29 protein-coding genes are annotated in these 26,150 nt (G+C 72.2%); 14 read left to right on the forward strand and 15 right to left on the reverse strand.

From position 1 onward, the window contains the following. Nucleotides 1-2: 2 nt before the first annotated feature. From dxs to efp, 5 genes are all read right to left on the reverse strand, one after another. Complete coding sequence (dxs, locus tag FSW04_RS17865; RefSeq protein ID WP_146921622.1) at nucleotides 3-1,964, reverse strand: 1-deoxy-D-xylulose-5-phosphate synthase; 1,962 nt, start codon at nucleotides 1,962-1,964, stop codon at nucleotides 3-5. Then, nucleotides 1,961-2,734 (reverse strand): polyprenyl synthetase family protein, encoded by a 774-nt coding sequence (locus tag FSW04_RS17870; RefSeq protein ID WP_228430543.1) that lies wholly within the window; start codon nucleotides 2,732-2,734, stop codon nucleotides 1,961-1,963. The genes dxs and FSW04_RS17870 overlap by 4 nt, the downstream gene beginning before the upstream one ends. Nucleotides 2,735-2,844: 110 nt before the next feature. Beyond that, on the reverse strand, nucleotides 2,845-3,060 hold the full coding sequence (locus FSW04_RS17875) for an exodeoxyribonuclease VII small subunit (protein WP_146921624.1): 216 nt from the start codon (nucleotides 3,058-3,060) through the stop codon (nucleotides 2,845-2,847). A gap of 46 nt (nucleotides 3,061-3,106) precedes the next feature. Beyond that, on the reverse strand, nucleotides 3,107-3,520 hold the full coding sequence (locus FSW04_RS17880) for a transcription antitermination protein NusB (protein WP_146921625.1): 414 nt from the start codon (nucleotides 3,518-3,520) through the stop codon (nucleotides 3,107-3,109). 7 nt (nucleotides 3,521-3,527) lie between these two features. Beyond that, on the reverse strand, nucleotides 3,528-4,085 hold the full coding sequence (efp, locus tag FSW04_RS17885) for an elongation factor P (protein WP_146921626.1): 558 nt from the start codon (nucleotides 4,083-4,085) through the stop codon (nucleotides 3,528-3,530). Nucleotides 4,086-4,234: 149 nt separating this feature from the next. Here efp and FSW04_RS17890 point away from each other — a divergent pair, with 149 nt between their 5' ends. The 6 genes from FSW04_RS17890 (at nucleotide 4,235) to FSW04_RS17910 (ending at nucleotide 9,282) form a co-directional block, all read left to right on the forward strand. Further along, complete coding sequence (locus tag FSW04_RS17890) at nucleotides 4,235-5,644, forward strand: recombinase family protein (RefSeq protein WP_321167660.1); 1,410 nt, start codon at nucleotides 4,235-4,237, stop codon at nucleotides 5,642-5,644. A gap of 156 nt (nucleotides 5,645-5,800) precedes the next feature. Beyond that, nucleotides 5,801-6,046 (forward strand): hypothetical protein, encoded by a 246-nt coding sequence (locus FSW04_RS17895; protein WP_146921628.1) that lies wholly within the window; start codon nucleotides 5,801-5,803, stop codon nucleotides 6,044-6,046. A gap of 1,002 nt (nucleotides 6,047-7,048) precedes the next feature. Beyond that, the gene (locus FSW04_RS17900; RefSeq protein WP_146921629.1) at nucleotides 7,049-7,753 is read left to right on the forward strand and encodes a hypothetical protein; all 705 of its coding nucleotides are present in this window, start codon (nucleotides 7,049-7,051) and stop codon (nucleotides 7,751-7,753) included. 61 nt (nucleotides 7,754-7,814) lie between these two features. Continuing rightward, nucleotides 7,815-7,982, forward strand: coding sequence for a hypothetical protein (locus FSW04_RS26250; RefSeq protein ID WP_187368887.1), 168 nt, complete (start codon nucleotides 7,815-7,817; stop codon nucleotides 7,980-7,982). Between the two features lie 427 nt (nucleotides 7,983-8,409). Next, complete coding sequence (locus FSW04_RS17905) at nucleotides 8,410-8,694, forward strand: hypothetical protein (RefSeq protein ID WP_187368888.1); 285 nt, start codon at nucleotides 8,410-8,412, stop codon at nucleotides 8,692-8,694. A 114-nt stretch (nucleotides 8,695-8,808) separates the two neighbouring features. Next, the gene (locus FSW04_RS17910) at nucleotides 8,809-9,282 is read left to right on the forward strand and encodes a hypothetical protein (RefSeq protein WP_146921631.1); all 474 of its coding nucleotides are present in this window, start codon (nucleotides 8,809-8,811) and stop codon (nucleotides 9,280-9,282) included. Between the two features lie 1,041 nt (nucleotides 9,283-10,323). Here FSW04_RS17910 and FSW04_RS26255 read toward each other — a convergent pair. Then, nucleotides 10,324-10,881 carry a PP2C family protein-serine/threonine phosphatase gene (locus FSW04_RS26255; protein ID WP_187368889.1) on the reverse strand — a complete coding sequence of 186 codons (558 nt, stop codon included), beginning with the start codon at nucleotides 10,879-10,881 and terminating at the stop codon, nucleotides 10,324-10,326. Between FSW04_RS26255 and FSW04_RS26260 the strand changes: the two genes are divergently transcribed. Further along, nucleotides 10,852-11,334 carry a hypothetical protein gene (locus FSW04_RS26260; protein ID WP_187368890.1) on the forward strand — a complete coding sequence of 161 codons (483 nt, stop codon included), beginning with the start codon at nucleotides 10,852-10,854 and terminating at the stop codon, nucleotides 11,332-11,334. The two genes, FSW04_RS26255 and FSW04_RS26260, sit on opposite strands and share 30 nt — an antisense overlap. A gap of 475 nt (nucleotides 11,335-11,809) precedes the next feature. Here the strand turns inward: FSW04_RS26260 and FSW04_RS17920 are convergent, their stop codons facing one another. Beyond that, nucleotides 11,810-13,192 (reverse strand): hypothetical protein, encoded by a 1,383-nt coding sequence (locus tag FSW04_RS17920; RefSeq protein ID WP_146921633.1) that lies wholly within the window; start codon nucleotides 13,190-13,192, stop codon nucleotides 11,810-11,812. Between the two features lie 301 nt (nucleotides 13,193-13,493). On the opposite strand from FSW04_RS17920, the gene FSW04_RS17925 reads away from it, so the two are divergent. The 4 genes from FSW04_RS17925 to FSW04_RS17940 all read left to right on the forward strand — a co-directional run bounded on the left by FSW04_RS17925 (nucleotide 13,494) and on the right by FSW04_RS17940 (nucleotide 14,853). Continuing rightward, complete coding sequence (locus FSW04_RS17925; RefSeq protein ID WP_146921634.1) at nucleotides 13,494-13,820, forward strand: hypothetical protein; 327 nt, start codon at nucleotides 13,494-13,496, stop codon at nucleotides 13,818-13,820. After that, a complete protein-coding gene (locus FSW04_RS17930; protein WP_146921635.1) occupies nucleotides 13,820-14,110 on the forward strand; it encodes a hypothetical protein in 291 nt (96 codons plus the stop codon). The genes FSW04_RS17925 and FSW04_RS17930 overlap by 1 nt, the downstream gene beginning before the upstream one ends. A gap of 18 nt (nucleotides 14,111-14,128) precedes the next feature. Beyond that, nucleotides 14,129-14,404 carry a hypothetical protein gene (locus tag FSW04_RS17935; protein WP_187368891.1) on the forward strand — a complete coding sequence of 92 codons (276 nt, stop codon included), beginning with the start codon at nucleotides 14,129-14,131 and terminating at the stop codon, nucleotides 14,402-14,404. Nucleotides 14,405-14,586: 182 nt separating this feature from the next. Next, nucleotides 14,587-14,853, forward strand: a complete 267-nt coding sequence (locus FSW04_RS17940; RefSeq protein WP_146921637.1) for a hypothetical protein — start codon at nucleotides 14,587-14,589, stop codon at nucleotides 14,851-14,853. A gap of 361 nt (nucleotides 14,854-15,214) precedes the next feature. Here the strand turns inward: FSW04_RS17940 and FSW04_RS17945 are convergent, their stop codons facing one another. The 5 genes from FSW04_RS17945 to FSW04_RS17965 form a co-directional block, all read right to left on the reverse strand. Beyond that, nucleotides 15,215-15,655 carry a hypothetical protein gene (locus FSW04_RS17945; RefSeq protein WP_146921638.1) on the reverse strand — a complete coding sequence of 147 codons (441 nt, stop codon included), beginning with the start codon at nucleotides 15,653-15,655 and terminating at the stop codon, nucleotides 15,215-15,217. Nucleotides 15,656-15,665: 10 nt separating this feature from the next. Beyond that, on the reverse strand, nucleotides 15,666-16,418 hold the full coding sequence (locus FSW04_RS17950; RefSeq protein ID WP_228430544.1) for an ABC transporter ATP-binding protein: 753 nt from the start codon (nucleotides 16,416-16,418) through the stop codon (nucleotides 15,666-15,668). Next, nucleotides 16,405-18,174 carry a branched-chain amino acid ABC transporter ATP-binding protein/permease gene (locus FSW04_RS17955; RefSeq protein WP_146921639.1) on the reverse strand — a complete coding sequence of 590 codons (1,770 nt, stop codon included), beginning with the start codon at nucleotides 18,172-18,174 and terminating at the stop codon, nucleotides 16,405-16,407. Before FSW04_RS17955 ends, FSW04_RS17950 begins: the two co-directional genes overlap by 14 nt. A 6-nt stretch (nucleotides 18,175-18,180) precedes the next feature. Then, nucleotides 18,181-19,134 (reverse strand): branched-chain amino acid ABC transporter permease, encoded by a 954-nt coding sequence (locus tag FSW04_RS17960; RefSeq protein WP_146921640.1) that lies wholly within the window; start codon nucleotides 19,132-19,134, stop codon nucleotides 18,181-18,183. A gap of 83 nt (nucleotides 19,135-19,217) precedes the next feature. Continuing rightward, nucleotides 19,218-20,633, reverse strand: a complete 1,416-nt coding sequence (locus FSW04_RS17965; RefSeq protein WP_146921641.1) for an ABC transporter substrate-binding protein — start codon at nucleotides 20,631-20,633, stop codon at nucleotides 19,218-19,220. Between the two features lie 273 nt (nucleotides 20,634-20,906). On the opposite strand from FSW04_RS17965, the gene FSW04_RS17970 reads away from it, so the two are divergent. The 3 genes from FSW04_RS17970 to FSW04_RS17980 are packed head-to-tail and all read left to right on the forward strand — an operon-like array spanning nucleotide 20,907 to nucleotide 22,999. Further along, the gene (locus FSW04_RS17970) at nucleotides 20,907-21,752 is read left to right on the forward strand and encodes a CoA transferase subunit A (protein ID WP_187368892.1); all 846 of its coding nucleotides are present in this window, start codon (nucleotides 20,907-20,909) and stop codon (nucleotides 21,750-21,752) included. Then, complete coding sequence (locus FSW04_RS17975; protein ID WP_146921643.1) at nucleotides 21,749-22,534, forward strand: CoA-transferase subunit beta; 786 nt, start codon at nucleotides 21,749-21,751, stop codon at nucleotides 22,532-22,534. The genes FSW04_RS17970 and FSW04_RS17975 overlap by 4 nt, the downstream gene beginning before the upstream one ends. 27 nt (nucleotides 22,535-22,561) lie before the next feature. After that, entirely contained in the window at nucleotides 22,562-22,999 is a 438-nt protein-coding gene (locus tag FSW04_RS17980) for an SRPBCC family protein (protein WP_146921644.1), read from the forward strand. A gap of 3 nt (nucleotides 23,000-23,002) precedes the next feature. Here the strand turns inward: FSW04_RS17980 and FSW04_RS17985 are convergent, their stop codons facing one another. The 3 genes from FSW04_RS17985 to FSW04_RS17995 are packed head-to-tail and all read right to left on the reverse strand — an operon-like array spanning nucleotide 23,003 to nucleotide 26,003. Next, nucleotides 23,003-24,403 (reverse strand): FAD-binding oxidoreductase, encoded by a 1,401-nt coding sequence (locus FSW04_RS17985; RefSeq protein WP_187368893.1) that lies wholly within the window; start codon nucleotides 24,401-24,403, stop codon nucleotides 23,003-23,005. Beyond that, on the reverse strand, nucleotides 24,400-25,632 hold the full coding sequence (gene lhgO / locus FSW04_RS17990) for an L-2-hydroxyglutarate oxidase (RefSeq protein ID WP_146923835.1): 1,233 nt from the start codon (nucleotides 25,630-25,632) through the stop codon (nucleotides 24,400-24,402). Before lhgO ends, FSW04_RS17985 begins: the two co-directional genes overlap by 4 nt. Further along, nucleotides 25,629-26,003 carry an SRPBCC family protein gene (locus FSW04_RS17995; protein WP_146921646.1) on the reverse strand — a complete coding sequence of 125 codons (375 nt, stop codon included), beginning with the start codon at nucleotides 26,001-26,003 and terminating at the stop codon, nucleotides 25,629-25,631. Before FSW04_RS17995 ends, lhgO begins: the two co-directional genes overlap by 4 nt. Between the last annotated feature and the right edge of the window lie 147 nt (nucleotides 26,004-26,150).

The following is a 26,150-nucleotide window of genomic DNA, read 5'->3' on the forward strand; positions in this document are numbered from 1 at the left end:
GGCTATGCCTCGGAGAGCACTTCGCCGGTGCCCGCGAACAGCGCGGCCTGCACGCGGCGCGCGATGTCGCGCCCGGTGAAGCCGACCTCGGCGTGCAGCAGGGCGGGCTTGCCGTGCGTCACGAAGCGGTCGGGCAGCCCGACGCGCAGGACCCGCGGCGCGGGGCCCGCGGCGTCGCTGAGCGCCTCCAGGACGGCCGAGCCGAAGCCGCCGGCGAGCGTGCCCTCCTCGACGGTCACGAGCAGCTCGTGGTCGGCGGCCAGCGTCCCGAGCAGCTCGCGGTCCAGCGGCTTGACGAAGCGCGCGTCGGCGACCGTGGCCTCCACCCCGTGCTCCATGAGCAGGTCCGCGGCCTCCAGGGCCCTGCCGACGCCCGAGCCGTAGCCCAGCAGCGCGACGCGGCCGCCCTCGCGCAGGACCTCGCCGGTGCCGATGGCGATCGCGTGGACCTCGCCGGGGCCCGGCAGCGCCACGCCGACGCCCTCGCCGCGCGGGTAGCGCAGGCCGAAGGGGCCGCCCTGGGTCAGCGCGGTGCGCAGGAGGTGCTTGAGCTGGGCCTCGTCGCGCGGGGCGGCCAGCGTGATGTTCGGCAGGCAGCGCAGGTAGGCGATGTCGAAGGCGCCGTGGTGCGTCGGACCGTCGTCGCCGACCAGGCCGGCGCGGTCCATCGCGAAGGTGACGTCCAGGCCCTGGATGCAGACGTCGTGGACGATCTGGTCGTAGGCGCGCTGCAGGAACGTCGAGTAGATCGCGCACACCGGCTTGGCGCCCTCGAGCGCCAGGCCGGAGGCGAAGAGCACGGCCTGCTGCTCGGCGATGCCGACGTCGAAGTAGTGCTCGGGCTCGGCCTTCTGCAGCAGGTTCAGCCCGGTCCCGGAGTTCATCGCGGCGGTGATGCCGACGACGCGGCGGTCGCGGCGCACCTCGTCGATCAGCGCCTCGCCGAAGACCTGCGTGTACTGCGGCGGCGCCGCGACGGCGCCGGGCACGGCGGGTGCCGACGGCGCGGGCACGCGGTTGGCGATCGACTTGGGCTTGGCGGCGTGCCAGCGCTCCATGCCCTCCAGGCCACCCTCCTCGGCGGCGACGAAGCCCTTGCCCTTGACCGTCGCGGTGTGGACCACGACGGGGCGGTCGGCGGCCAGCGCGGCCTTGAGCGCGACGCGCAGCGCGCGCACGTCGTGGCCGTCGATGACGCCCATGTAGGCCCAGTCGAGCTCCTCCCAGAACAGGCCGGGGGCCCAGAAGGACTTGATGGACTCCTTGAGCCGCGGGCCGAGGCGGTCGAACGCCGCGCCGATGCCGCCGGGCAGCGTGACCAGCCCCTCCTCGACGCCCTCACGGGCGTGCCAGAGCTTGGGGTTCAGGCGGACACGGTTGAAGTAGCGCGACAGCGCGCCGACGTTCGGCGCGATCGACATGCCGTTGTCGTTGAGCACGACGACGATCGGCGTGCCCAGGCCGCCGGCCTGGTGGATGGCCTCGAAGGCCACCCCGCCGGTCATGGCCCCGTCGCCGATGACGGCGACGACCTTGCCCGCGTCGAGGTCGCCGGCCAGGCGCATGCCCTCCTTGAGCCCGACGGCGTAGCCGATCGAGGTCGAGGCGTGGCCCGCGCCCATGATGTCGTGCTCGGACTCGTGGATCGCGCAGAACGGGGCGAGGCCCTCGTACTGGCGGATGGTCGGCAGCTGGTCGCGGCGGCCGGTGAGGATCTTGTGCGGGTAGGCCTGGTGGCCGACGTCCCAGAGGATCTTGTCCCGCGGGGAGTCCAGCAGGGAGTGCAGCGCGACCGTCACCTCGCAGACACCGAGGTTGGCCCCGAAGTGGCCGCCGATCTCGCCGACGGTGTCGATGATGTGCTCGCGCACCTCCTGGGCGACCTGCTGGAGCTCCTCGTCCGTGAGCCCGTGGAGATCCTGCGGGCGGTCGATGCGGTCTAGGAGGCGTGGGGATGAGGTCATGAGGTCCGCGTGAAGATGAAGTCGGTGATCTGCTCCAGCTCGGTCGCGCCGGCCGGGGCCACCACCGAAAGGGTATCCCTGGCGGCACGATGGCACTCGGCGGCCATCGATCTGGCGCCCTGGAGCCCGTACTCGGTCACGTAGGTGCGCTTGCCGTGGCGCTCGTCGCTGCCCTGCGGCTTGCCGAGCCCCTCGTCGGTCCCCGTGACATCGAGGATGTCGTCGACGATCTGGAACAGCACACCGAGCTCGCCCGCGAAGCCGCGCCAGCGCACGACGGCCTCGTCGTCCACGCCGGCCAGCAGCAGCACGCACACGACGGAGGCGCCGATGAGCCGCCCGGTCTTCAGCGCGTGCAGCCGCCGCAGGTCCTCCGGGGTGTCCGACACCCCGGCGACGTCCAGGAACTGACCGCCGACCATGCCGTCGACGCCCGTGGCCGCCGCGAGCTCGCGCGCCGCGGCCAGCAGCCGCGCCGGCTCGCCGGGCTGGGCGGTCAGGAGGTGCTGGAAGGCCTCGGCGTACAGCGCGTCGCCGGCCAGGATCGCGACGTCCTCGCCGAACTTGACGTGGCAGGTCGGCCGGCCGCGGCGCAGGTCGTCGTCGTCCATCGCCGGCAGGTCGTCGTGGATGAGCGAGTAGGTGTGGATGAGCTCGAGCGAGGCGGCGAGGGCCAGCACGTCGGGCGCGTCGACCCCGGCGGCCTCGGCGGTGGCCAGCGCGAGCACCGGCCGGATGCGCTTGCCGCCGGCCAGCAGGCTGTAGCGCATGGCATCCTCCAGGCCGTCGGTGCGCGGCGCGCGGCTGGGGAACCGCAGCGTGCGGAGGTAGTCATCGACCCGGGCCCGCAGGTGATCCGGGTAGGCGACGGCCGGGGCGCTCAGAGCAGCGCGTCCTGGCCCGGCATCGGCTCGGCGGCCGCCGCGCGTGACAGGCGGTCGAGCTCCGCGGAGGCCTGGGAGGCCAGCGCGGCGGCGTCCTCGACGAGGGTCGCCGCGGCGTCCGGGGAGACGTCGCCGGAGCGCAGCTGCTCTGCGGCGCGTTCCAGGCGGGCGACGAGGGCGTCGAGCTGGGCGGCGGTGTCGTCGGTGCTCATCGCCCTGAAGTCTCGCGCGCGCGGGACGCGCGTGCGTTGCGGCCGGTCATTCTCGGACCTGCGCCGGGCGGTGCTCGCGCAGCGCGGCCGCCAGGATCCCGTTGACGAAGCCCGGCGCCTCGGCGCTGCAGAACGCCTTGGCGGTCTCGACGGCCTCGTCGATGGCGCCCTCCGGGGGGATCGGCGTGTCGCCCGGCACCGCGTCGGGGTGCAGCATCTCCAGCAGCGCGACGCGCATGATCGCCCGCTCCAGCGGCGCGATGCGGTCCACGGTCCACCCGCGGGCGTGGCGCTCCAGGACCGCGTCGAGGTCGGGCGTGTAGTCGGAGGCGGCGTAGGCCAGGGCGCGCGTGAACGTCGTCGCGTCGGGCTCGAACAGGTCGTCGAGCTCGCGCCCGGTGAGGTCGTGCTGGTAGAGCGCGAACGCCGCGGCCCGGCGCTGGTCGGTGCGGCGCGACATGGGGGCGCTAGGCCCGTGACATGTAGTCGCCGGTCTCGGTCTGGACCTTCACGCGATCGCCGATGTTGACGAACAGCGGCACCTGGATCGTCGCGCCGGTCTCCAGCGTCGCGGGCTTGTTGCCACCGCCGGACACCGTGTCGCCCTTCAGGCCGGGGTCGGTCTGGGTGACCTCCAGCTCGACGGAGGCCGGCAGCTGCAGGTTGGACGGCGCGCCGTCGACGAACAGGACGTCGACCTCGTCGTTGGGCTTGGTCCAGCGCAGCGCCTCGGCCACCACGGCCTCGGGCACGGCCATCTGCTCGTAGGTCTCGCCATCCATGAAGTGGGCGTCGGTGCCGTCGGCGTACAGGAAGGTCATCTTGCGCGCCTCGGTCCGCACGGCGCGGAACTTCTCGCCGGCGCGGAAGGTCTTGTCGATGACGTTGCCGTCGCTGATGCGCCGCAGCTTGGTCCGCACGAACGCGGGGCCCTTGCCGGGCTTGACGTGCTGGAACTCGACGACCTTGAAGATCGTGCCGTCCACGTCGATGTGGTTGCCGTTCTTGAACTGATTGGTGCTCACGAACACAACGCGGTAGGCTCCTGCCTTCGGCGCGGCCACCCGGGCGGCGCAACGGATCGGGAGACGACATCATGCCGCAGGCGAAGACGCTCCAGCTCGACGCATACATCAGGGTCTCCCGCGTCTCCGGCCGAGAGGGCGATTCCTTCGTGAGCCCGGAGGTCCAGCGGAGCACGATCGACCACTACGCGAAGGCCCACGGACACGAGGTCATCGGCGAGGAGGTCGACCTCGACGTGTCGGGCGGCAAGCTCGACCGCCCGGGCCTGAACGTGATCCTCGCGCGCATCGAGTCGGGCGCCACCGACGGGATCGCCGTCGCGAAGCTCGACCGTCTCAGCCGCGCCGGTGTCGCCGACGCCCTGAAGCTCGTGGAGCGCATTCAGGACGCCGGAGGAGTAGTTATCGCGGTCGACCTGAACCTCGACCCGACGACACCGACGGGCGAGCTGCTGATGACCCTGCTCTTGGCCCTCGCCCGCATGGAGCGCCGCCGCCTCAGTGACTCCTGGGAGGTCGCGAAGAGCCTCGCGCTGGAGCGCGGCGCGAAGATCGGGCCAACGCCCTACGGATACCGCCGCGCCGACGATGGCACGCTCGCGCCGGACCCCGTCGAGGCGCCGCACGTCCGCGAGGCGTTCCGGCTGGCTCGCCACAGCGTCCAGGCCGCGACCGACTACCTCGCCGAGCACGCGGAGGGCCGCACGTGGACCGTGTTCACCGTCCGCCGCTTCCTCGGGCGCCGGAGCTACCTCGGCGAGCAGCACTACGCGGGCGAGGTCGTGCGCGATTCTCACGAGCCGCTCGTGTCGCTCGGCGCCTGGGAGCTGGCGCAGCACGAGGCGCCGCCGTCGCGCCGTCCCCCGGCCGCGTTCCCACTGTCGGGCGTCGCTACCTGCGGGACCTGCGGCGGGCCGATGGTCGGAGGGCGCGGCGGCCGTGCGAAGGACGGCTCGGGCCTGCGCACCTACCGCTGCGCCGCCTCCATGAAGAAGCACCGCGGCGTCCCGTGCCCGGCCCCGGCGACGATGGTCGCGACCCGGCTGGAGGGCTACGTCGACGAGGTGCTCCGGGCCGCCTGGGCGGAGCGCGGCGCGCTCGTGACCGACGCCGACGGCGCCGAGGCCGAGCTGGGCATTGTGGAGGCCGAGCTGGCGGCCCTCCTCGCCGAGCGCGAGGCGTTCGCCGCCGATCTTGACGCGCGCCGCGCCCTGGGCGACGCATGGAGCGCGACCGCCGCGGCGATGACGGCCGCGATCGAGGCGACGCAGGCCCGCTACCGCCAGCTCGCCGAGGCATCGTCCCGCGCCGAGCGCACCGTGACCGGCGCCGAGCAGCTCGACGCCGCGGACCCCGTCGCATGGGGCGCCCTGGTCGCCGACGTCACAGACCGCGTCGTCGTTCATCGTGGCCGCGGGTCGGTCGAGTCCCGCGTGAGGGTCGAGGCCGCGTGGGACGTCGACGATCGCCCGGTCCCGGACGTCGAGGAGTCCTCGGACGTCGGGTCGGCGCCGCCGGTCACGGACGCGGACGCCCCGGCCTCGACGACTGACGCCTGAGCGCGTCGCGTAGCTCGATCCGCAGGGCCTAACGGGGAGCGGCGGCGCGCCACCTTCCTAGCGCGCGACAGCTTTCCGACGCTCGTCCGACAGCTTCCCGACAGAGCCGACGGCGTCCCACTTGTGCTAGCCCTTGCCCTCGCCGATGCTGGCGGCATGACCAACCACGCCGCCCTACTCGCCATCGTCGACCAGGAAGTCACCTCCCGGATCGAGGACCCGCACCCCGAGCGCCTCGTCGAGGCCCTCCACCTGCGCGCCGCGCTCGCCGCTGACGCGCGCCCCCTGCCGCCGGTAGCTGCCGCCACGCTGCGCCGCGTGCTCGACGAGGAGGGCGCGCTGAGTGCGCTCGCCGCCGCGGAGGCCCGCGAGGCCGCCGCGGCGCAGCTCCGCTCGGCCTGAGCGCCCTACTAGGGCCACGCGAGATTCTGGGCGCCCTACTAGGGCCAAAAGGGCCGTGGCCCTAGTAGGGCGTTGGCCCAAGGTACGTAGTACCTAGCGCTTCCCACGGAGCCGTCTGGCGCTGTTCCGGGCCTGCTCGGATTGACGGAGCTGGAGGGCGAGGCTTAGGGCTAGGTCGGAGGCCGGGCTTCCGTTCCGACGCCAGCCCGCCCCTCGGGGGGACAGCACCCTAGCCCTCCCGCTTGTTCTCGGGCTTCGTCGGTGGATGACGCCGAGAACCTGGGCGAGGGTGGGGGAACCGTCGCGACGGGACGGAGGAGGTTCGACCTCCTCCCGCGCGAGAGCGGACGCGAGGCCGATGCTGACGCTGGGCGACGACGTCGCCTTCGTCGTCGAGCGCGAGGCTGGGCGGCGCCTGGCAGCCCTTCGGGACCTCGCCGCGCCCTGCCGGTTGAGCCTGGCGCGCAAGCCCTCATACGCAGGCATAGGTCGTCGGATTTTCCTGTCCGCCTCTCCGGCTATGGTTCAGCTATGAATTGGTTACAGACATAGCAAAGCACGAGGCCCGGGCCACGCAGGAGCAACCCTAGCAGCCCCGGGACCGAACGTCAAGACCGACACCCGCGAGGGCCATACCGTCGGCACCGGCCAAGGGATCGGCCGCGGTCGCGCCGAGAGGCGCTTGCACCGCGCGCAGGTCAGTCCAAGCGGGGGAGTCTGGAAAACGGAGGACTCCCACAACCCACGTATCACGACCGCGGCGGCTATCGAGGCCGCCGTCCGGGCTCACGACCCGACGCGGTCCTTCCCGCGCGCTGCACCACCGGCGCGCACCAGACCTCTCCGGGCCTTCGCGCCCGGCGAGGGTTCCCGCTTGGCTGTGGGCTCCAGGGCAACGGCGCGCCAGCGCCTCCGAGCTAGCTACTCGGAGGCGGCGCCGCCGCCCCGACCCAGCGTAAGCCTCCGGGAGCCCCCCTCCACAGCCAACCGAAGGACCCCAACATGACTCCCGTTCCGGGCGACCGCCCCCGGCGCGGTCGGTCCCGCGTCAAGATCGACCTGTCGCACAGGTCGCGTTGGCGCATTGCCGACCTCGTCCCCCTGTTCCACCAGCTCGGGCTCCCGACCGACGTCGGCCTCGGGCAGGACTTCCCCGGCCTCCTCGACGGCCGCGCCGCCTTCGTCGAGCCCGAGCGTATGGCCTACGTCGAGGGCCGCCTCCGCCTCACCCTGCCGGAGCTGTACGCCGTCCGGCACGGACAGGAGCGCGACGACCTCACGAGCGCCGTCGAGGCCGTTTGGTTCGACCGCCTGCGCTTCGACGCCGGGCGCCTCGACCTGCCGCGCGTCCGCCGCGTCCATGAGCGCTGGAGGGCCGCACGGACGGCCGAGCTGACCGACAATCAGCGCCGCGTCCTCGACAGCATCATCCTGCTCGACGCCCTGCACCGCGGCGCCACCTGGCGCCCCGGCACACCGGACGAGACCGGCATGATGCTCGCGCGTCGCTTCCTCGGCCCCTGGGCGTCTGACCCGAGGCCCGACCGGCACATCTCGCCGAAGACCGCCGAGCGTTGCGTCCAGCACCTCCTCGCCCTCGGGCTCCTCGCCGAGGTTCCGCAGGTCAGGGAAGCCGAGCCGGTCAGCAGGCATCGCGCGCCGCGCTTCTACCGCCTGACGGCCTGTCCTGTCGAGATGGCGGCCTGATCGACGCCCTTCTGGCCCCCGGGCCACCACCACCCGTTTACACGACCCCTAGGAGACTCCTATGGCCTACATGGCCGACCCCATCATGTTGACCGCGCAGGTTCCGAGCGAGATGCGCGACGACCTCCGCCGGATCGCCGCCCGGCGCGATTCCAGCCTCTCGTGCGAGGTTCGTCGCGCCCTGCGCGCCCACTACGCCAGCGAGGCCCGCCGCCTGAAGCTGGACTGATGCGCCGAGTGACCCGCCGCGTTCTCTTGTCGATGGGTTCCGAGGAACACGCCCGCATCCTCACGCTCACCGGCCCCAGGCTGGAGGGCTACTCCCGGCGCCACGGCTAGACCTTCCGCGTCGTCGAGTCGGTCCCTCCTCCAGTTCTCGCCGCCTGAACCCCGGCCGTCGATCACCCGCGCCGTCGGCGCCACGGCCGCCACCAAGCGGTCGAGCAGATGACCGGCGGCCCTCGCGTGCGCGTCACGGTCGCGCCGTTCGTCTCGTAGACCCGCACTACCCGCGCGCCAGAGGCGAACAGCCCTCGCCCTCTGGCGCCGTCCCCTTTCCCGCCGCATCCGCGGCACCTACACCCCCGCCCAAGGAGCACCGCCATGTCCGAAGACCAGACCCCCGCGCCGCCCGCCGCCCCCCGGCGCCGAGCGTTGTGCAGCAGCTCGTGGCCCACAAGGTCGGGCTCCCTGACGCCCTCGCGGTCTCGATCAACCCGAGCGATGACGTCGCGTCCATGCTGACGCACGCCGAGCACATCAAGTCGCTCATCGTGGCGCCCGCGCCCGACCCGGCCGACGGCTTCGACGGCGGCACGCGCCGCGAGCATCCGCGCGGCCCGAACAGCCGCGACGCCGTCGCCGCGTTCGCCAAGCGTGACCCGCGCGGTTTCAACGCCGCGGTAGAGCGTGGCGACATCGACCTGGCCAAGGTGCGCTGACCATGCCCGCCCAGACGAAGAGCACCAACAAGGTCGACCCGATCGCCCAGCGCCGAGCAGCTCCGCGGCCAGCTCGCGACCGCGAGCGAGTACAAGTCCAGCGCACAGGCCGACGTGAAGGCCCTCGGGCTGAAGTACGGCGGCCTGACCGAGTCGGGTTTCAAGGTGCTGCACCGTGCCATCGCCGCGAAGTTCGTCGAGGTCGCCCGCGGCACGGCGACGGCCGCCGACCTGGACGCCGCACATCAGGCGCTCGCGGACGCCGAGGCCGAGAAGGAAGCCGCGATCAATCGCGTCGGCGCGGCGAATGCCGCCATCCGCGACATCCGCGAGGAGATTGCGGCGCTCCACGCAGAGCACGCCGACGTCTTCGCGGCCGAGAGCGCGAAGCTCGCCGAGACCGCAGAGGCCGACCTCGCTGCGATGACCGACGCCTACAACAACGCCCGGGCCTCGTGGGAGGCCGCGCAGGCGAACTACGACGCCTGGACGGCCGACGTCCCCGAGATGTCGAGCGCCCCCGCCTGGCCGCTCCCGGGCGTCGCGATCCTGGCGACACCGTGTCGCCCCGTGGACGCCCGCGGCTAGCAGCACCGCAGGCCCCGGCCCCGAGCACCCCTCGGGCGCCGGGGCCGCCGATCTTGACGGCCATCGCGCCGTCTCCCAGACCTCCGGCGGCCCCCTCGATTGCAAGGGCGAGGGCGCCAGCCGGAGAACAGTCCCCGGCGCGTCCCTGTGGGGCCGTCGCCGGTGGGTGGAGTAGTGCCACGCCCGGGCGGGCGTGTGTGTGCCAGCCCGAGCGGCACCGGACCCGGACCCTCTGCGGCCCGGTCCGGTGCCGCCAGGCCGCCGCCTGCCCGTCTACACGGCGCCGCCCCCGAAGGCATACGCCGCCGCGCGTCCCTGCCCCTCCTCGCCCGTCCCTCGGGCCGAACACCGACCCCGGAGCATCCCCTATGCCTCCCGCCCCTTCGCCTGTCTCTCGCCGCTGCCGCCGCTGTCGGCGTGTCCAGCCTGCCGCACTGTTCACGACGCCCGCCCCAAACGACGGAACGTGCGCTCCGTGCTGGACCGCATGGGTCGAGGCGCACGAGCACCGCACCGACCACGCCGCCAGGTTCGCGGACTGGGTCGAGGGCCACCTGAGCGCCCGCCGTCGCGGTACGGGCGGCATGTTCTCGTGACCGGCCGCCCTCGCGGATCCGCTCGCGGCGAGCAGCCCCGGAACGTCAAGCTCTCCAGCCACCGCAAGGCGGCGCCCTACCGAGCCTCGCCTATCCGCACGCGCTGGGTCGACCCGGCCTGCCTGACCTGGGGTGAGAACGCTCCCGACCTGGCGTCCGTCGACGAGCTACGCGCGCTCGATCCCGAGCCGGGGTGAGCGCCCACACGTCACGGCGCGACGCTCACAACCCACAGCCGTGCCGACGCACCCTTTGCACATGGAAAGGAGAAGCAAGCCTCCGCCTGCGTCGTCACTCCTCGCACGCGAAAGCGCAGGCAAGTGAGCCCGCGAGCGACGCTGCGGCGTGGCATGGAAAAGCGGGCGCAGCCCGTATGAGGACGCGGCCCGCCGGGCCCGGGCGGTCCAACATCGAACGGATCGCCGAGCCCGGCCCCTGTACGCGCTCAGCCGATGCGCGCGGCGAGTAGGCAGAGATCGTCGGTGAGCGTCCCGTACGCGAACTCTGCGACGCGGGAGCGCAAGATGGCGATGACTTCAGCCGGCGAAGGATGGGCGACGTCGGCGAGCGCATGCCTGACGCCCGGCAGCCCGAACTGCTCGCCGTCCCGACGCGCCTCGGTCAGGCCATCCGTGTAGAGCAGCAGCCCCTCGCCGGCTTCGCATTGCCGTGAGCCCTCGAGGCATTCGAGGTGGGTGTCCAGGCCGAGGGGAACGCCCTGCTCGGCGCCGAGGAGCTCCTCGCCTGTGTCCAGCAGCATGGCGGGTGGATGCCCGGCGTAGGCCCATCGCAGGCGCCGCTCGCTCGGCAGGTACGTGAGGCACGCAGCGGTGACGAACTCCTCGGCCGTGCCTGCGCGTTCGGTCATGGCGGTGTTGACCCAGCTCAACAGGCGGGCCGGGTCGTCGGTGAACGGCGCCGTCGTCACAAACGCCGTGCGCACGAACGCGGCACGCCTTCCCGCGTGGAGGCCGTGGCCGGCGGCATCGCCGACAACGAGCACGGTGGACTCCTGCGGTCCATCAGCGACAAGGTAGAAGTCTCCGCTGACGCGTTCGGCGGCGGCGGGCAGGAAGGCCGCGGCGAGGTCGAGGCCGGGGCGCTGCGGCAACTCGGGGGGCGTAAGCGCATCCCGGATCGCCCGCAGATCCTCAAGCTCGTGCTCGGCGGCCGCGAGCCGCGCGCGAAGCGCCACGAGGTCCTCTTCCCGCACATCGGCCTCTTGGCGCAGCCGAGCAATAAGCCTCTCGTGGCGGTGCTCGCGCTCGCCGATGTCATGAAGGTCCCGCTCGCGATCGACGGCCTCTCGCCGGAGGTCGCCGGCCTCAGACCGGAGGTCGACGGCCTCAGCCCGGAGGTCGACGGCCTCAGACCGGAGGTCGACGGCCTCAGACCGGAGGTCGACGGCCTCAGACCGGAGCTTGCGCACCAGTTCTTTGTCGTTTTCGGCGTCTGACGGCATCGGGCTCGGCGCGCATCTCTGCTCGTCCTGGCCAGGCGCTCGTTTATCCTCGCGCATGCTGGCTGTCGTGTCCACGGTGCGCCAGCGCACCCGATTCCGCTGCACTTGAGGCGACAGTGGACTTGGCAGTCACCCTCCGAGCGACTGAGCCTCATCGGAGGGTGCGCTGTCGCTTTGGACGAAAAGCGATCACGCCTCGTAGCGCGCCTGCGCGTGTGCTTCATCGGACGGTCTCGCCGAATCGTCGGCCGGACCAGTCGGGCTGCGGCTGGCGCACGACCTGTCCGACTCAACCGGGCCGCCCGAAACACGGCCTCCCGGTGGACAGCTACCGACGCCGGGACCATGGAGGCCGGGGATCGGGAGGGCATCTGCAGACCTCCCGATCGCTCCGCGTCACGCCGGGCCGGGCCGGGCCGGGCCGGGCCACGCCGTCTGCATCGAGAGGGCGGAGTTCCAGACGGACTACTTACCGCAGCCGCTGCCGTAGGACCCTCCTGAGGTCAAAGCCGGTCGCGGGGCCGAGCGAGGCGACGTGACTGCTCGCGTGCGCCATGGTCGCGACCGCCACCTGCCGTCGCGCCGCGTCGAGAACCGCGTCCAGACCCTCGACGTACAGCGGCTTGATGGGCCTGGGCCTAGACCCCAGGAACATCGGAGTCCCCGCTTCGCGAACCATCTCGGCGATCACGCGCTTCGCGTCCGCCATCACGGTGCCGGTCGTGACAATCATCGCGCGCTGGGGGCTATACCGCGCGAGTCGGTAGTTGAAGGGGTAAGCGTCTCCGGGACCGAAATCGCGATCCTTCAATTCGAGGATCCAGACCTCATCGAGGAAGGACAGGACGATGTCTACCTCCTCGCCAGCCTCGGTCATGTTCCAGAAGATGGAATCCGCCGGGACGCCGGCCGATACCAGCCGCTCGGTTACGAACACCGTCATCCAGTGGCTTTTCTCGATCAAGGAGCGCCCCAGGGGCGAAACCGAGTAGCCCTCCTTGAGGAGTTCGTCCGCGAATCGTCGATTGCAGCTCGGGTGGCGCAGATCCTTGACTGCTTCGAGTTCGGCAGGATCGTCGAACTCGGTCAGCGGGCTGCTGTCGGTCCGGCAAATCAAGAGGTGCTTCGTAGCGAGCAGGCCGCACCCTTTAAGACTTTCGATCGCCGCCTCCGCCTCGCCCTCTGGCAGACGGCGGGACCACTTCGCCAGGAGGTCGGTTGCTCGAACGAACCCGGCCTTGCTGATCTCAATCAACATCTCGCGCGCGAAATCGCTGGACAGGGTTTCAGCCCCGGTGGTCAAGGCCGCGTCCAGTTGCGCACGCGAGAACGACGCTGGCCCCTCATCTGTGTCCGACAGGATCTCGTGCAACCGACCGGTGGGCTCGTTGTCGATCTCGGTCCAGTCGAAGCGCATGTAGCGCGCGCGGCGTCCGTCCACACTCGACTTAATCGAAACCTCGACCGCGTCGGCGAACGGCCTCCAGACGTCGACAGCGTCGCGCGTTCCATCATTGACGACGACTCCCGTGATGAGAGTGGACTCGCCGTCGGGTGCGGCCACGGAGACGAAGTCAAACTCGCTTCCAGGGCGCCCGGGGCTCCCGAGGTCCAAGAAGAACATGTCGCCGTCCTTGAAGAAGACGTCGCCGACGGAGCCTCGCTGACCCAACCGCCCGCCTGCGAACCGGTACGACTTCTCGCTCGGCTCAATACCCGCATGCCTTAAGAACTCCTGCTCAGCGGCTAATACCGCAGGTTCCCATCCCTGCGAGCGAAGACAAAGCAGAACGGCCGGGAGCTTTTCTTGCTCCAGCTTGATCTCCGTCGCGGCTCGATGGGCGCTGATCATTCGACCTACTTTAGGCCGTGTCCGGACACGCCGACGGGTCGCACGCGAGAGAGGTATCGACCTATCCCCCACGGGGGTGCCTCCCTCCTGGCAGCTCCCGGACACCGCGCCCTGGTCCAGCGTGGAGAAAACTCGCAACCGCAGAGTTGCGATTTCCCCTGGGCCGAAGTCTCGTTTCCCGCGCCGTCACGGCGCAGAACGCCGTCCGGGCCCCGCAGTAGTTGCGCACGCAATCATCCCCGGGGCGAGAGCACCCCACCCTGCAGGCCGTCGCCGAACCCCGCCCCGAAAGGCCCCCGCCATGCCCCAGCGCACCCCACCCCGCCACCTGTCGGCGCCCTCGCGGCGCTGGCTGGCGCACCTCAGCACCGACTACACCTTCACGGAGACCGAGTGGTCTCTCGCGCTCATGGCCGCGGAGACTCGCGACCGCGCCTCGACGGCGCGGCGCACGATGACCCGTGAGGGCCTGACGCTCACGACGCCGATCCTGTCCAAGAAGGGCGACATCGTGGGCCAGCGCGTGAGCGCGCATCCGGCCGCAGCCATCGCCCGGGACAACGTCGCGCTCTACTCACGCCTCGTCTCTCAGCTCGGCCTCGACGACGACGCCGAGGGTGGCGCCTGATGGCGCGTCGTCCGCGCCCGCGCCGCGCCGTCGTGGAGCCCGCGGCGCCCGTCGACTACCCGCCCGCGCTCGCCGTTGAGCTGGAGCGCCTCGACGCGCGCTACCCCGAGGGCCACATGCGGGCCGTCCTGCTCCCGCTGATGCGGGCCGGGGCGATTCACGAGCACACCCACGGCGGAGCGCCCGACGACGGGTGCCACCTCTGCGCGACGCCCGCCTACCGCGCGGCCCACGGGCTGCGCCCCGCCCTAGCCCTGGCCCCTGAGCTGGCCGACATCGACGAGGAGTAGGACCCTAACATGATTATCATGGTCTGCCATCGGGGCGGCCCGTCCCAGCGCGTCGAGCACCCCGTCTACGACTGGGACGCTCGCACCGTCACCGGCGCCGACCCCGACGCCTCGGGCGCCGTCGTGTCGTTCGACCTCGCGGCCGTTCTGCACGAGCACCTCGTGCGCGACGGCTCGGGCGAGCGCTCCCTGAGTTGCCGCCTGGTGCGGTCCGACGCCCGTAAGCAGCGCCGCCACGCCGCCTCGGCGAACCGCGCCGCCCGGCGCCAGCACCTCCAGCGCGAGCAGCCCTAGGCGCCAGGCCCGTCGCTCCCGGCTCCCGAGTCCGTCTCGGGGTCGGTCGCCGACCGACCTGAGCGCGGGGCGACCCCCGCGCCATACCTGCATGCCCTCTACGCCCCAGAACTAGCGCTTGAGTCCACGTTCTGGGACGCGAGGCCCCGACCGGTACTACCCCCCCCAGGAGAGACCCTTCCATGAGCCTGACCCCGTACGAGCGCGAGACGATCGTCAACGGAAGCGACGCGGACAGCACCCTGTCCGTCTGGACCGCGCAGCGCAAGATCATCACGAAGCTGAAGAAGAACCCGGCGGCGACGCTGGTCGACGAGGGGAAGCACGAGGGCTCGGCCTGGGCGCAGTTCGAGGTCCCGGCCGACCTGCTGACGTTCCGCACGAAGCGCCGGGTCGGCGGCGCCGGGAACCCTGCGGCTCTCGCCGCTGCTCGCGCTGCGCGCCGCTGAGAGCCCAGGCATCGCGTCTGCGCCCTAGAACTAGCGCTGGAGTCCACGTTCTGGGGAAGGGGGACACCGGTGCGGGCTACCCCCCCCCCCCCCTGCCTGGGGGTCCCCCGTTCGTTCCCCGTGACCCACCGCATCGACGTTCGCGCCCGATGGCCTTCCCGGCTGTCGGGCGCTTTCGTCTTTCTCGGGCGGCTCTGCGGTCCGTCCCGCCCCGTTGGGTTCAGGCGCCGCTACAGAACTGGTTGGTGCTGATCAAGTGGGGACTCTTGCGTCGGGGTGCGGGAGACGGGTGCGCCCGGCGCGGGCGCGATGCCCAGATGGTAGGCCCGACCGGCCCCGCGCGCCCGGCGGGCGTCCCGGGTCAGCCCCGGACGGCGCCGGAGCGCCGCGCGCCGACCCGTGCGGGCTCCGGCGCCGGGAGCCCCAGCCCGGCCAGCAGGCGTCCGCGGTCCTGCACGTCGAGCCACACGGGGAAGTCGGGGTCGACGACCACGAGCGAGCGCGAGGAGCGCTCGTACTCCAGGACGATCGGCTTCGTGCCGAGCTTGGCCTGCAGCGACGCGGCGGACTTCAGGGCCTGCGTCACGTTGCCCGGGTTCAGCGGGCCCGCCGGGTGGGCCCGGTCGATGGCCCGGCAGATGTGGCCCTGCCCGAGGCCGTCGCGCAACTCGCCCGGCGAGGCGGTCAGCACCGGCAGCAGCAGCCACCGGTGCAGCTCCATCTGCGTCGGATGGAACCCGCAGGCGAACGCCTCCAGGAACGCAAGGTAGTGCTCGGACCGGCGGTCGAGCGCCACCGGCATCACCCCAGCCTCAGAAGAGGTCCCAGTAGCTGTCGCGCCCGCGCAGCTCCTCCGCACGCTCCTCGAGGATGATCCGCCCGCCGCGCATGAAGTACGCGCGGTCGACGACCCCGAGCGTCTGCACGACGTTCTGCTCGACCATGAGCACCGACAGCCCCTGCTCCTTGGCCAGGCGGCCGATGGCGTCCATCATCTGCTGCACCAGCGCCGGCGACAGGCCCAGGGAGGGCTCGTCGAGCAGCAGCAGCTTCGGGCCCGTCATGAGCGCGATCGCGATGCTCAGCATCCGCTGCTGGCCACCGCTCATCGTCCCGGCCAGCTGCTTGGAGCGCTCCTCGAGGATCGGGAACAGCTCGTAGGACTGCTGGATGCGCTGGTCGATGACCTGGCGCGAGCTCTCGTTGTAGGCGCCGAGCCGCAGGTTGTCCAGGACGGTGAGGTCCTGGAACGTGAAGTGCTCGGCCGGGATGAGCGTCATCCCGCGCTTGACGTTGACGATGCCCTTCGTGCCCGTGATCGCCTGGCCGTCGAACGTGATCGTCCCCGACGTCGGCTTCACACGGCCGAAGATCGAGTTGAGCATCGTCGTCTTGCCGGCGCCGTTGTGGCCGAAGAGGGCGACGATCTCGCCCTTGGCCACGGTCAGCCCGACGTCGAAGAGCACGGGGCGGCGGCCGTAGCCGGCCTGGAGCCCGTCGAGCTCCAGGAGCCGGGTGGCCAGCCCCGCGGGCGCGGCCCCGTCCAGGTGTTCAGGAGCTGCCAAAGTAGACCTCGCTCAAACGCTCCTGCTGCATCAGCTCGCTCATGGTTCCCTCGGCTGTGATCCGTCCCGCCTCCATGAAATAGACGCGGTCCGCCAGTCGCTCCACGACGTGGAGGTTGTGCTCGACGATGCACACGCACTTGCCGCGTGCGCGCAGTCGCTCGATGAGGCCGAGCATGCGCTCGACGCCGTCGATGTCGATGCCCGACGCCGGCTCGTCCAGGAGCAGCACGTCGGCTTCGGTGGCCAGCAGGCGCGCCAGCGCCAGCAGCTTCTGATCGCCGAACGGCAGCGACCCGGCCTCTTCGTCGGCGTGCTCGGCGAGCCCGACGAACTGGAGGTGCTCCATCGCGCGGGTCGCGGCCTGGCGCTCGAACTTCCGGATGGCCAGCGGCCGGAAGAAGACGTTGAACAGGCGCTCGCCCGGCTGGTGCGGGATGGCGAGCATGACGTTCTCCAGGACCGTCATGCGCGACCAGATGCGCACGTCCTGGTAGGAGCGCGACATGCCCGACACCGCGATGCGGTTCGGCGTCCACTCGGTGATCTCGGTGTCTCCGAGGCTCACCGTGCCGGCATCGGGCGGGATGACCCGCGTGAGCAGGTTGAAGACCGTGGTCTTGCCCGCGCCGTTGGGCCCGATGAGGCCCGTGACCTGCCCGGTGCGCAGCTGGAGGCTGAGCTCGTCGGCGGCGCGGATGCCGCCGAAGTACTTGCGCAGGCCCTTGGCCTCCAGCGCGAGCTGACCGGTCGCCGCGGGCTGCCCGGCGCCGGCGGCCGCGGCCTCGGCGGCGGCCTCCTGGGCGTTGGAGTCCTCGGTGACGTCGGCCAGCTTGGCCACGTCGATGCCGCCGGCGGTCTTCGCGCTGCGCCGCCCGAGCAGCCGCCCGATCGTCCAGCGCTCCCGGATGAGGCCCTGGGGCAGCACCATCATGAAGATCACGATGAGCGACCCATAGATGAACGTGCGCACGAGGCCCGCGGTGTCGGGGTCCAGGTTGACCACGTTCTGCAGGAACGGGTCGAGCAGGACGATGATCGTCGCGCCCAGGATCGACCCGTACAGGTTCGCGGTGCCGCCGATGACGATCATCGCGATGATCTGCATCGACTGCGACAGGTCGAAGCCGCCGGGCTGGATCGAGGCGTTGTAGTAGGACAACATCACGCCGGCGACGCCGGCCATCGCGGCGGTGACGCCGAACACGGTGACCTTGTAGCGGACGATGTTCTTGCCGACGCCGCGGGCGGCGACCTCGTCCTCGCGCAGGGCGCGCAGCACCCGGCCGAAGGGCGAGTTGACCAGGCGCGAGCAGATCGCCAGCACGATCAACGCCACGATCACCGAGAAGATGACGAAGTGCGATGGCTCCAGCAGCGATTGCCCGAAGATCGTCGGGAAGGGCAGCGAGGTCAGGCCCGTCGCACCGCCCAGCGCCGGGATCGCGCCGACCACGGCAAGCACCGCGGTCGAGAGGGCCAGCGTGAGCAGGATGAGGAACCGGACGTCGAGGTAGAGCGCCGGGAGGCTGGCCAGGACGCCGAGCACGCCGGCGGCGAGGGCGCCGACCAGCAGGCCCGGGCCGAAGTGCCACCCGTGCGACGTGCCCAGGTAGGCGGCCATGTACCCGCCCACCGCGCCGAACGCGGCGTGGGCGACCGAGAGCTGGCCGGCGTAGCCGAGCAGCACGTTGAGCGACATCGCGTAGATCGCGTAGATCGCGATCAGGTTGATGTAGTTGTACGTGTTTGCCATGACGCTCTATGCCTCTCCGGCGCTGACGGCGGCCGGCGTCGTCGCCGGGCGCTTGAGCTGGAACAGATGGGGACGCCACGCCCTGGCCGCCTTGAAGACCAGGTAGATGAGCAGGACCGCGAAGACGACGACCTGCTGCCACTGGACGTTCAGCACCTGGGCGCTGATGCCCTCGAGGATGCCGATGGCCGTGCCGATGGCCATGATCCGCAGCGGGGAGCGCCCGAGCCCGGCCGCGAAGGCCACGACGAACGCGTAGAAGACGGGCTGCAGGCCCATGTTGGGCGTGCCGGTCGAGCGCATCGACGCGATGATCGCCGTGACGCCGCCCAGCAGCGCCGAGATGACGAACACCACGAGGTAGGTCCGGTTGCTGTCGATGCCGACGGCCTCGGCCATCCCGGGGTTGACCTGCACCGCGCGGATCCGGCGGCCCACTGGGGTGTACTTCAACAGGGCCCAGATGGCCACGCCGCAGGTCCAGACCGCGATGACGCCGATCAGGTCGAGCTTGGTGAACGTGACCTTGCCGATGTGCAGCGGCGAGTTGGAGATCCAGGCGAGGGTCTCGCCGCCGCTGGACTCCGGGCCCACGATCCAGCTCACGAGGTTCGGGACGGCGATGGTGACGCCGAAGGAGGCCACGAAGATCGCCAGCAGCGCCTGTGACGCGGCGCGCCGCTCGACGTTGCGGTAGATCAGGGTCTCGAGCAGGCAGTTGAACAGCGCGGCGCCGGCCATCGCGATGATGATGGCCAGGACCACGGGCAGGCCGGTGTGGTTGACCAGCCACGGGGTGAAGAACCCCACGAGCGCGTACGCGGCGGCCCACGCGAAGTGGAACCGCCCCGTCACGGCGACGATCAGACCGAAGCTGAGTCCCAGCAGGCCGTAGGAGGACCCGTTGATGAGCCCGTCGACCGCGTACTGGAAGAAGCCGGTGAGGGAGGCGAGGATCATGTCGCCCGTCCCCTCGTCGGCAGGGGCCACCCACCCGGCAGAGCCGGGTGGGTGCAGCGTCGATCAGAGCGTCGCGTCATCTATCAGACCTTCTGGAAGTCGGCGGCCTTGATGCCGTAGGTCGCCAGGGGGGTGATGTCGGCGACGTTGCCCGTGCCCTTGTCCTGGAACAGCTGCATCGTCAGGGCACTCGGCGAGTGCGTCTTGGGGTCGATGACGATCTTGCCGACCTCCGTCGCCGTGCCGCCGTAGACATGCGGGAACGAGGGGTCGGCCTCCAGGGCCTTCACGTAGTCGTCGCCGTTGTTGATGTCACCGCCGGCCGCCAGGATCCGCTCCATGAGCGTCGCGACGGCGAACGCGGTGATGTAGTCGCCCGCGTTGTAGTAGTTGGGGGTCTCGCCGTTGTGGTCCTTCTTCCAGTTCTCGACGAAGAACTTCGTCCAGGGGCTGGGGCCGTTGACGTCGAGGTAGTCGAACCCGAAGTACCAGTCCTTCCACGCCGCGCCGGCGAGCTTGGTCACCACCGACGTGTGGTCCACGCCCGCGTTGATGCACTTGACGCCCTGGCGCAGCATCTCCTTGGCCTGGTAGGCCGGGTCCGTGCCGAACGTCGTCCAGATGACGACATCGGGGTTGAGCTGCTTGACCTTCTGGATCGTCGAGGAGTAGTCGGTGGCGCCCAGCGGGGCCAGGAGCTCGCCGGCCTTCTGCACGCCGTACTGCGAGTACAGCTTCTTGGTGTAGTCCGACACCGCGTTGTTGTACGGCGGTGCGATGACCGGCTGGACCAGCACGTACTTCTTCTTGCTGGGGAACGTCTCGCTCAGGTACTTGAAGATGCCGTCGAGGCAGTCGGTCGGGTAGCCGGCGCGGAAGCCGTAGCAATAGGGCTGCGGCGCGAACGGGCCCGGGATCGGGCCTGCGCCGCCGCCGGGATCCGGCGTGAACATCTTGTACTGCTTGGCGAACGGCACGATCGCGCCGAAGCCGAAGATGTAGGAGCTGATCAGCACCGGCACCTTCGACAGGCCCGCCTGCCGGCCCGCGGCCGCCTCGGCCTGCGGCACCCCCGACTTGTTGTCGTAGTACTTCGTGTCGAACTGCACCTTGTTGTTCGTCCACTCGGCGACGTGCTGGGCGCCGTACTTGAAGCCCGCCGTCTGCTGCAGGCCGTACACCGACCCGGCGCCCGAGATCGCGAACTGCCCGGCGATCTTGAACGTGCCCGGCCCCTTGGCCAGCAGGTTGGTCGGCTTGCCCAGGATCTTCTGCAGCTCCTGGCCCGTCGCGCTGCCCGCCGCGGCCGGCTTCGGCTTGGAGCCGCTGCCCACCGTGCTCGAGACGTCGCTGCCGCTGCTCTTCTTGCTGCTGCCGCAGGCCGCGAGCACCCCGCCGGCGGCCACCATCGAGCCCGCCGCGGCCGTGCGCGCGACGAACCGGCGCCGCGTTTGCGCGCCGACAACCCCCGACACATCCAGTTTGTGCGAATCGCCCATGTGTGATCTCTCCTCCGTACCGCAGAACAGGTTTGCGGCCGTCCATCCCGGACGTCACCGCGGCGCACGCAGACAGCACCGCCCGGGCACCTCAGGCGCCTCGTTCCGGCTGCACGATCCTTGTGTGGGGGCGAACCTCGCACTGCCGAGAGCCCTGCGCAAGGGTCACTATCAGTTCCGCTAGGGCTGGGAGGGATCCTGCGTTGTGCAGCGACAACGCGCCGACAACGACCCTCGCCGTGGCCGCCGCCGATGGGGGTAGGGTGGCGCCGCATGGTCCCCGCCGACGGCAAGCTCGTGGCCCTGGCCGACGTGGCCGGCCTGGTGCCCGACGGCGCGAGCGTCGCACTCGGCGGGTTCTCGCTCGAGGGCGCCCCGATGGCCTTCTGCGCCGAGCTCGTGCGGGCCGGTGCCCGCGACCTCGAGCTCGTCGTGCCGGTGGGCGGGATGAACGTCGACTGGCTGCTGGCGGCCGGCTGCGCACGGCGGGTCCTGACGGCGCTCGTCGGCTTCGAGGGCTTCGGGCTGGCCCCGTGGTTCCGGCGCGCCGCCGAGCAGGGCCTCGTCGAGGTCGAGGACTGGAGCGAGCACACGATGCTCAGCGCCCTGCAGGCCGCGATCCTGGGCGTGCCCTACATGCCGACGCTGGCCGGCCTGGGCACCGACCTGCCGGCTCGGCTGCCCGGGCGCATGTGGGAGCTGGCCGACGAGCGCAGCGGGCGCCGGTTCATCGCCTGCGGACCCCTGGCGCCCGACGTCGCCGTCGTCCACGTCCACGAGGCCGACCGGCTGGGCAACGCCCGCGTCCTGCCGCGCTCGGTCTGGCTCGACGGCGAGCTGGTCAAGGCGGCCCGCACGGTGATCGTCACGGCCGAGCGCATCGTCGACACCGAGGTCTTCCGGGCCGCGCCCGAGCGGACCTCCTACCCGGGCTTCGCCGTCGACCACGTCGTGGCGGCGCCGGGCGGCGCGTGGCCCACGGCGTCGGGACCCGGCGCGGCCCCCGACGCCGCCTTCTACCGCGACTACGTGCGCGCGGCGCGCGACCCCGCCGCGTTCCGCGCGCTGTTCGCGCAGCGCGTCGCCCCGCTGCCGCCGTCGTCCCTCGTGCCGGCATGAGCGACGACCACACGCTCGACGAGCTGGTCGTGACCGCCCTGGCCCGGTGTCTGGACGACGAGACCCGGGCGTTCAACGGCGCCGCGTCGTTCGTGCCCGTCGTCGCGTTCCTGCTGGCCCGCGCGACGCACGCCCCGAGGCTGCTGTGGGCGGCCGCGTCGATCGGCGTGGACGCACGGCCCTCCGAGATCCCCGACTCGACGCTGTCGGGCTCGCTGTGGGAGGGCGCGTCGATGCTGCAGTCCTCCCCCTACGACTTCTGGGGCCGGGCGTTCACCGGGCGCCTGAACACGTTCTGCTTCCGCGGCGCGCAGATCGACGCGTTCGGCAACGTCAACAACACCGTCATCGGCGACTACGAGGCACCGCGGGTGCGGCTGCCCGGCGGCGGCGGGATGTCGGACCTCGGCGGCGTCATCCCGCGCCTGCTGCTGTGGACGACGACCCACGACCGCCGCACGTTCGTCGACCGCCTGGACTTCCGCTCCGGCCTGGGCTGGGGCGACGGCGGCGACCATCGCGAGCGGCTCGGCCTGCCCGGCGGCCCGCTCGCGTGCGTGACCGACCTGGCCGTGCTGGACTTCCACCCCGTGTCGCGGCGCATGCGCCTGCGGAGCGTGCACCCCGGCGGCACCGTCGACGACGTCGTCGACGCGACCGGGTTCGACCTCGTCATCGAGGGCGACGTGCCCGAGACGCGGGCCCCCACCGCGCAGGAGGTGGCGCTCATCCGCCGCCTGGACCCGACGGGCGCCCGGCGGCGCGAGTTCCAACGCACCTGAGCACGCCGACCTGGGATGCTGCGCGCCATGCAGCGCGTCCACGTCGTCCAGGACTTCCCGCAGAGCGTGCAGGAGCTCTTCGCCCACCTCAGCGAGCAGGAGAACCTCGAGCCGCTGTTCGGGGCCAGGATCCGACGGCTGAGCGACGGCACCGACGGCACCCGCAACGGTGCCGGAGCATCGCGGGAGCTCAAGGTCGGCCCGCTGCCGGGCTTCGTGGAGACCAACGTGGAGGTCGTCCCGGACCAGCTCATCCGCTACCGGATCACCAGGGGCGGCATCCTCAAGCACCACGAGGGCGTCATGCGCTTCACGCCCCAGGGCACGGGCTCGCGCCTGGACTACACGATCGACTTCGACGGGAAGCTGCCCGGGATCGGACCGCTCGTGCAGGCCATGCTCACGCGCAACGTCACCAACGGCCTGCGCCGCTACGCCCGCCAGGGCGTGCCGCCGGCGTCCTAGCCGTCACCGCCCGGGCGGCGGGTCCCGGCGCGCGAGCTTCTTGCCGGGGTTGAGCCGGCCGTGTGGGTCGAAGAGGCGCTTGACGCCCTCGTGGAGGTCGAGCGCCGCCGGCGCCCACTGGCGCTCGAGCTGGCCGCGCTTGACCCAGCCCAGCCCATGCTCGCCCGACACCGAGCCGCCGAGGGCCACGGCCGCGGCGAAGAGGTCCTCGGCGGCGGCCTGCGCGCGCATGAGCTCGGCGGCGTCGTCGCGGCGCACCAGCAGCGTCGCGTGCACGTTGCCGTCGCCCGCGTGGCCCCAGCTGCAGGCCGGCAGGCCGTGACGGGCACCGATCTCCACCGTGGCGGCGATGACGTCGCGCAGGCGCTCGAACGGGACGACGACGTCCTCGCCCATCTTGCCGCCGCGGTGGGCCGCGACCGCCGTCGAGACCCCGTCGCGCCAGCGCCACAGCGCCTCGACGTCGCCGCGCGCCTGCGGCGCGTGCAGCGCGAGCGCGCCGTCGCCGAGGACCTCGACGAGCTCGGAACGCACGCGCGCGGCCTCCGCGGCGCTCCCGTCGGCCTCGGCGATCACGAGCATCCTCGCCGGCGCCGGCAGCGCGGCGGGGAACGCCGCGCCCGCGGCCTCCAGCGTCCCGGCGTCGAGGTACTCGAGGATCGCGGGCGTCAGCCCGGAGGCGACGATGGCGTCGATCGCGTCGCAGCCCGCGCCGACCGAGTCGAACGCCGCGGCGACCGGCAGCCGCGCCTCGGGCATCGGGGTCAGCGCCAGCCACGCGGCGGTGATGACGGCCAGCGTGCCCTCCGAGCCCACGAGCAGCGACCGCAGGTCGTAGCCCGCGACGTCCTTGCGCAGCGGGCCGCCCACCGTCAGGACCTCCCCGGAGGCCAGCACGGCCTCCAGGCCGGTCACCCAGCGACCGGTCACCCCGTACTTGAACGCGTGCGGGCCGCCCGCGTTGGTGGCCACGTTGCCGCCGATCTGGGACTGCTCGGCCGCGCCGGGGTCGGGCGGGAACAGCAGGCCGCTCTCGCGGGCCAGGCGGTGGACGTGCCCGGTGGTCAGGCCGGCCTCGACGTGCATCCGCCAGCGCTCGGGCTCCAGCGCGCGCACGGCGGTCAGGCGCTCCAGGCCGAGGACGACCTCACCGCCGAGCGGGACGGCGCCCGCGGCCAGGCCCGTCCCTCCCCCGCGCGGCACGACGGCCACGCCGAGCCGGTCGCAGCAGCGCAGCGCGGCGGCCACGCCGGCGGTGTCGGCGGGCAGCACGACCGCCGCGGGCGTCCCGTGCACGCCGTGGGCCTCGGTCGCGTCGTGGCCGTAGTGGCGTAGGTCGCCATCGGGCACGGCGGCGCCGCCGAGCTCGCGCCGCAGGTCGGCGGCCAGGGCCCGCGCGCTCACGCCGCGTGCCGGCCCAGGGCGAAGGCGGCGTCGGCGCGGTCGGCGATGCGCCCGGCGATCGCCAGGCACGAGGTCGCCGCGGGCGACGGCGCGTTGCGGACGTGCACGGCGTCGGCCGTCTCGGAGAACACGAAGTCGTCGACGAGCGTCCCGTCGCGGGCCACGGCCTGGGCGCGCACGCCGGCCCAGCCGGGCTGCACGTCGTCCGGGCCCAGCGCCGGGACATAGCGGGCGCAGGCGGCCACGAACGCTCGCCGGCTGGCCTGCATCCGCAGCTCGGCCGCCCCCGTGCGCCACCACCGTGCCGCCAGGCGCCACGTGCCCGGCCAGCCCAGCGTGTCGCGCAGGTCGGCGGTGCGCAGCGTCCGCAGCGCGTAGGCGTCGCGTGCCCCGGCCATCAGGGCGGTCGGGCCCAGCAGGACCTCGCCGGAGATCGTGCGCGTCAGGTGCACGCCCAGGAACGGCAGCCGCGGGTCCGACACCGGGTAGATGAGCCCGCGGACCAGGTCCCGCGCGTGCGGGGCCAGGCGCAGGTACTGCCCGCGGAAGGGCACGATCCGCGGGTCGGCCGGTGCGCCGCCCGCGCGCGCGAGGCGGTCGGCCCACAACCCCGCGCAGAAGACCACGCGGCGCGCGACGACGTCAGGCGCCCCGTCGCGGGCCAGGACGACCGCGCCGGCGCGGCGGGTCACGCCGGTCACCTCGGCCCCCAGCAGCAGCTCGCCGCCGGCCTGCGCGACGTCGGCGGCCAGCGCGGCGGCCACGCCGGGGAAGTCGACGATGCCGGTCGCCGGCGAGTGCAGCGCGGCGATGCCCGTCGCGTGGGGCTCGAGCTCGGCCAGACCCGCGGCGTCGACGCGGCGCAGGCCCGGCACGCCGTTGGCGCGGCCGCGGCGCTCGAGCTCGTCCAGGCGGCCCAGCTCGGCGGGCTCGACCGCGACGATGACCTTGCCGCAGCGCTCGGCGCGCACGCCGCGCGCCTCGCAGTAGGCGTACAGGCGACGGGCGCCCTCGACGCAGAGCTGCGCCTTGGCCGACCCGGGCGCATAGTAGATGCCCGCGTGCACGACGCCGGAGTTGTGGCCGCTCTGATGCGCGGCGACGCGGGCCTCGCGGTCGAGGACCGCCAGGCGCAGTCCCGGGTGGCGGGTCAGCAGCTCGCGCGCGGTCGCCAGCCCGACCAGGCCGGCGCCGACGACCGCGACGTCATGTCCGCCCGGGGCGGTCAGATCTGGGACTCGACGAGCATGCGGATGGCATCGAGCGTGGCGGCCACGTCGTGATCGCGCTCGGAGGAGTGCGACGTCTCGAGGTAGAGCGTCAGGCGCGAGCCCTCGCCGTCGGGGTCGACCTGCATGACGCCGCGGTAGCCGCTGGGCGCACTCCACTGGATCCGGCGCTGGCGCGGGTCGGCCGCGAACGTCGCCTCGCCGTGCTGCTCGTGGCCGCCGTAGCGCGCGTCGACCTCGACGCGGCCGTCGCCCTTCTCCCGCGCCGCCGTCATCTGCGGCACGAACCTCGGCAGGTTCGAGACGTCGGAGATCGCCGCGTAGACGGCATCCGGGGTCGCTGCAACGTGCTCCGTGTGCTCGTGCTGCATGCGGGCTCCTCCAGGCGAGAGATCCGGTGACCCGCGCAGCGTACTCCCACGCCCGCGCACGGCGGGCGCGGGCGTGGGCGCGGGAGGGCCGGTGGGCTTCGGCGGCACGTTCCCCGGCGACGAGCCGGACCGCGCCGGGGACCTGGA

Source organism: Baekduia soli (assembly GCF_007970665.1).
GTDB lineage: Bacteria > Actinomycetota > Thermoleophilia > Solirubrobacterales > Solirubrobacteraceae > Baekduia > Baekduia soli.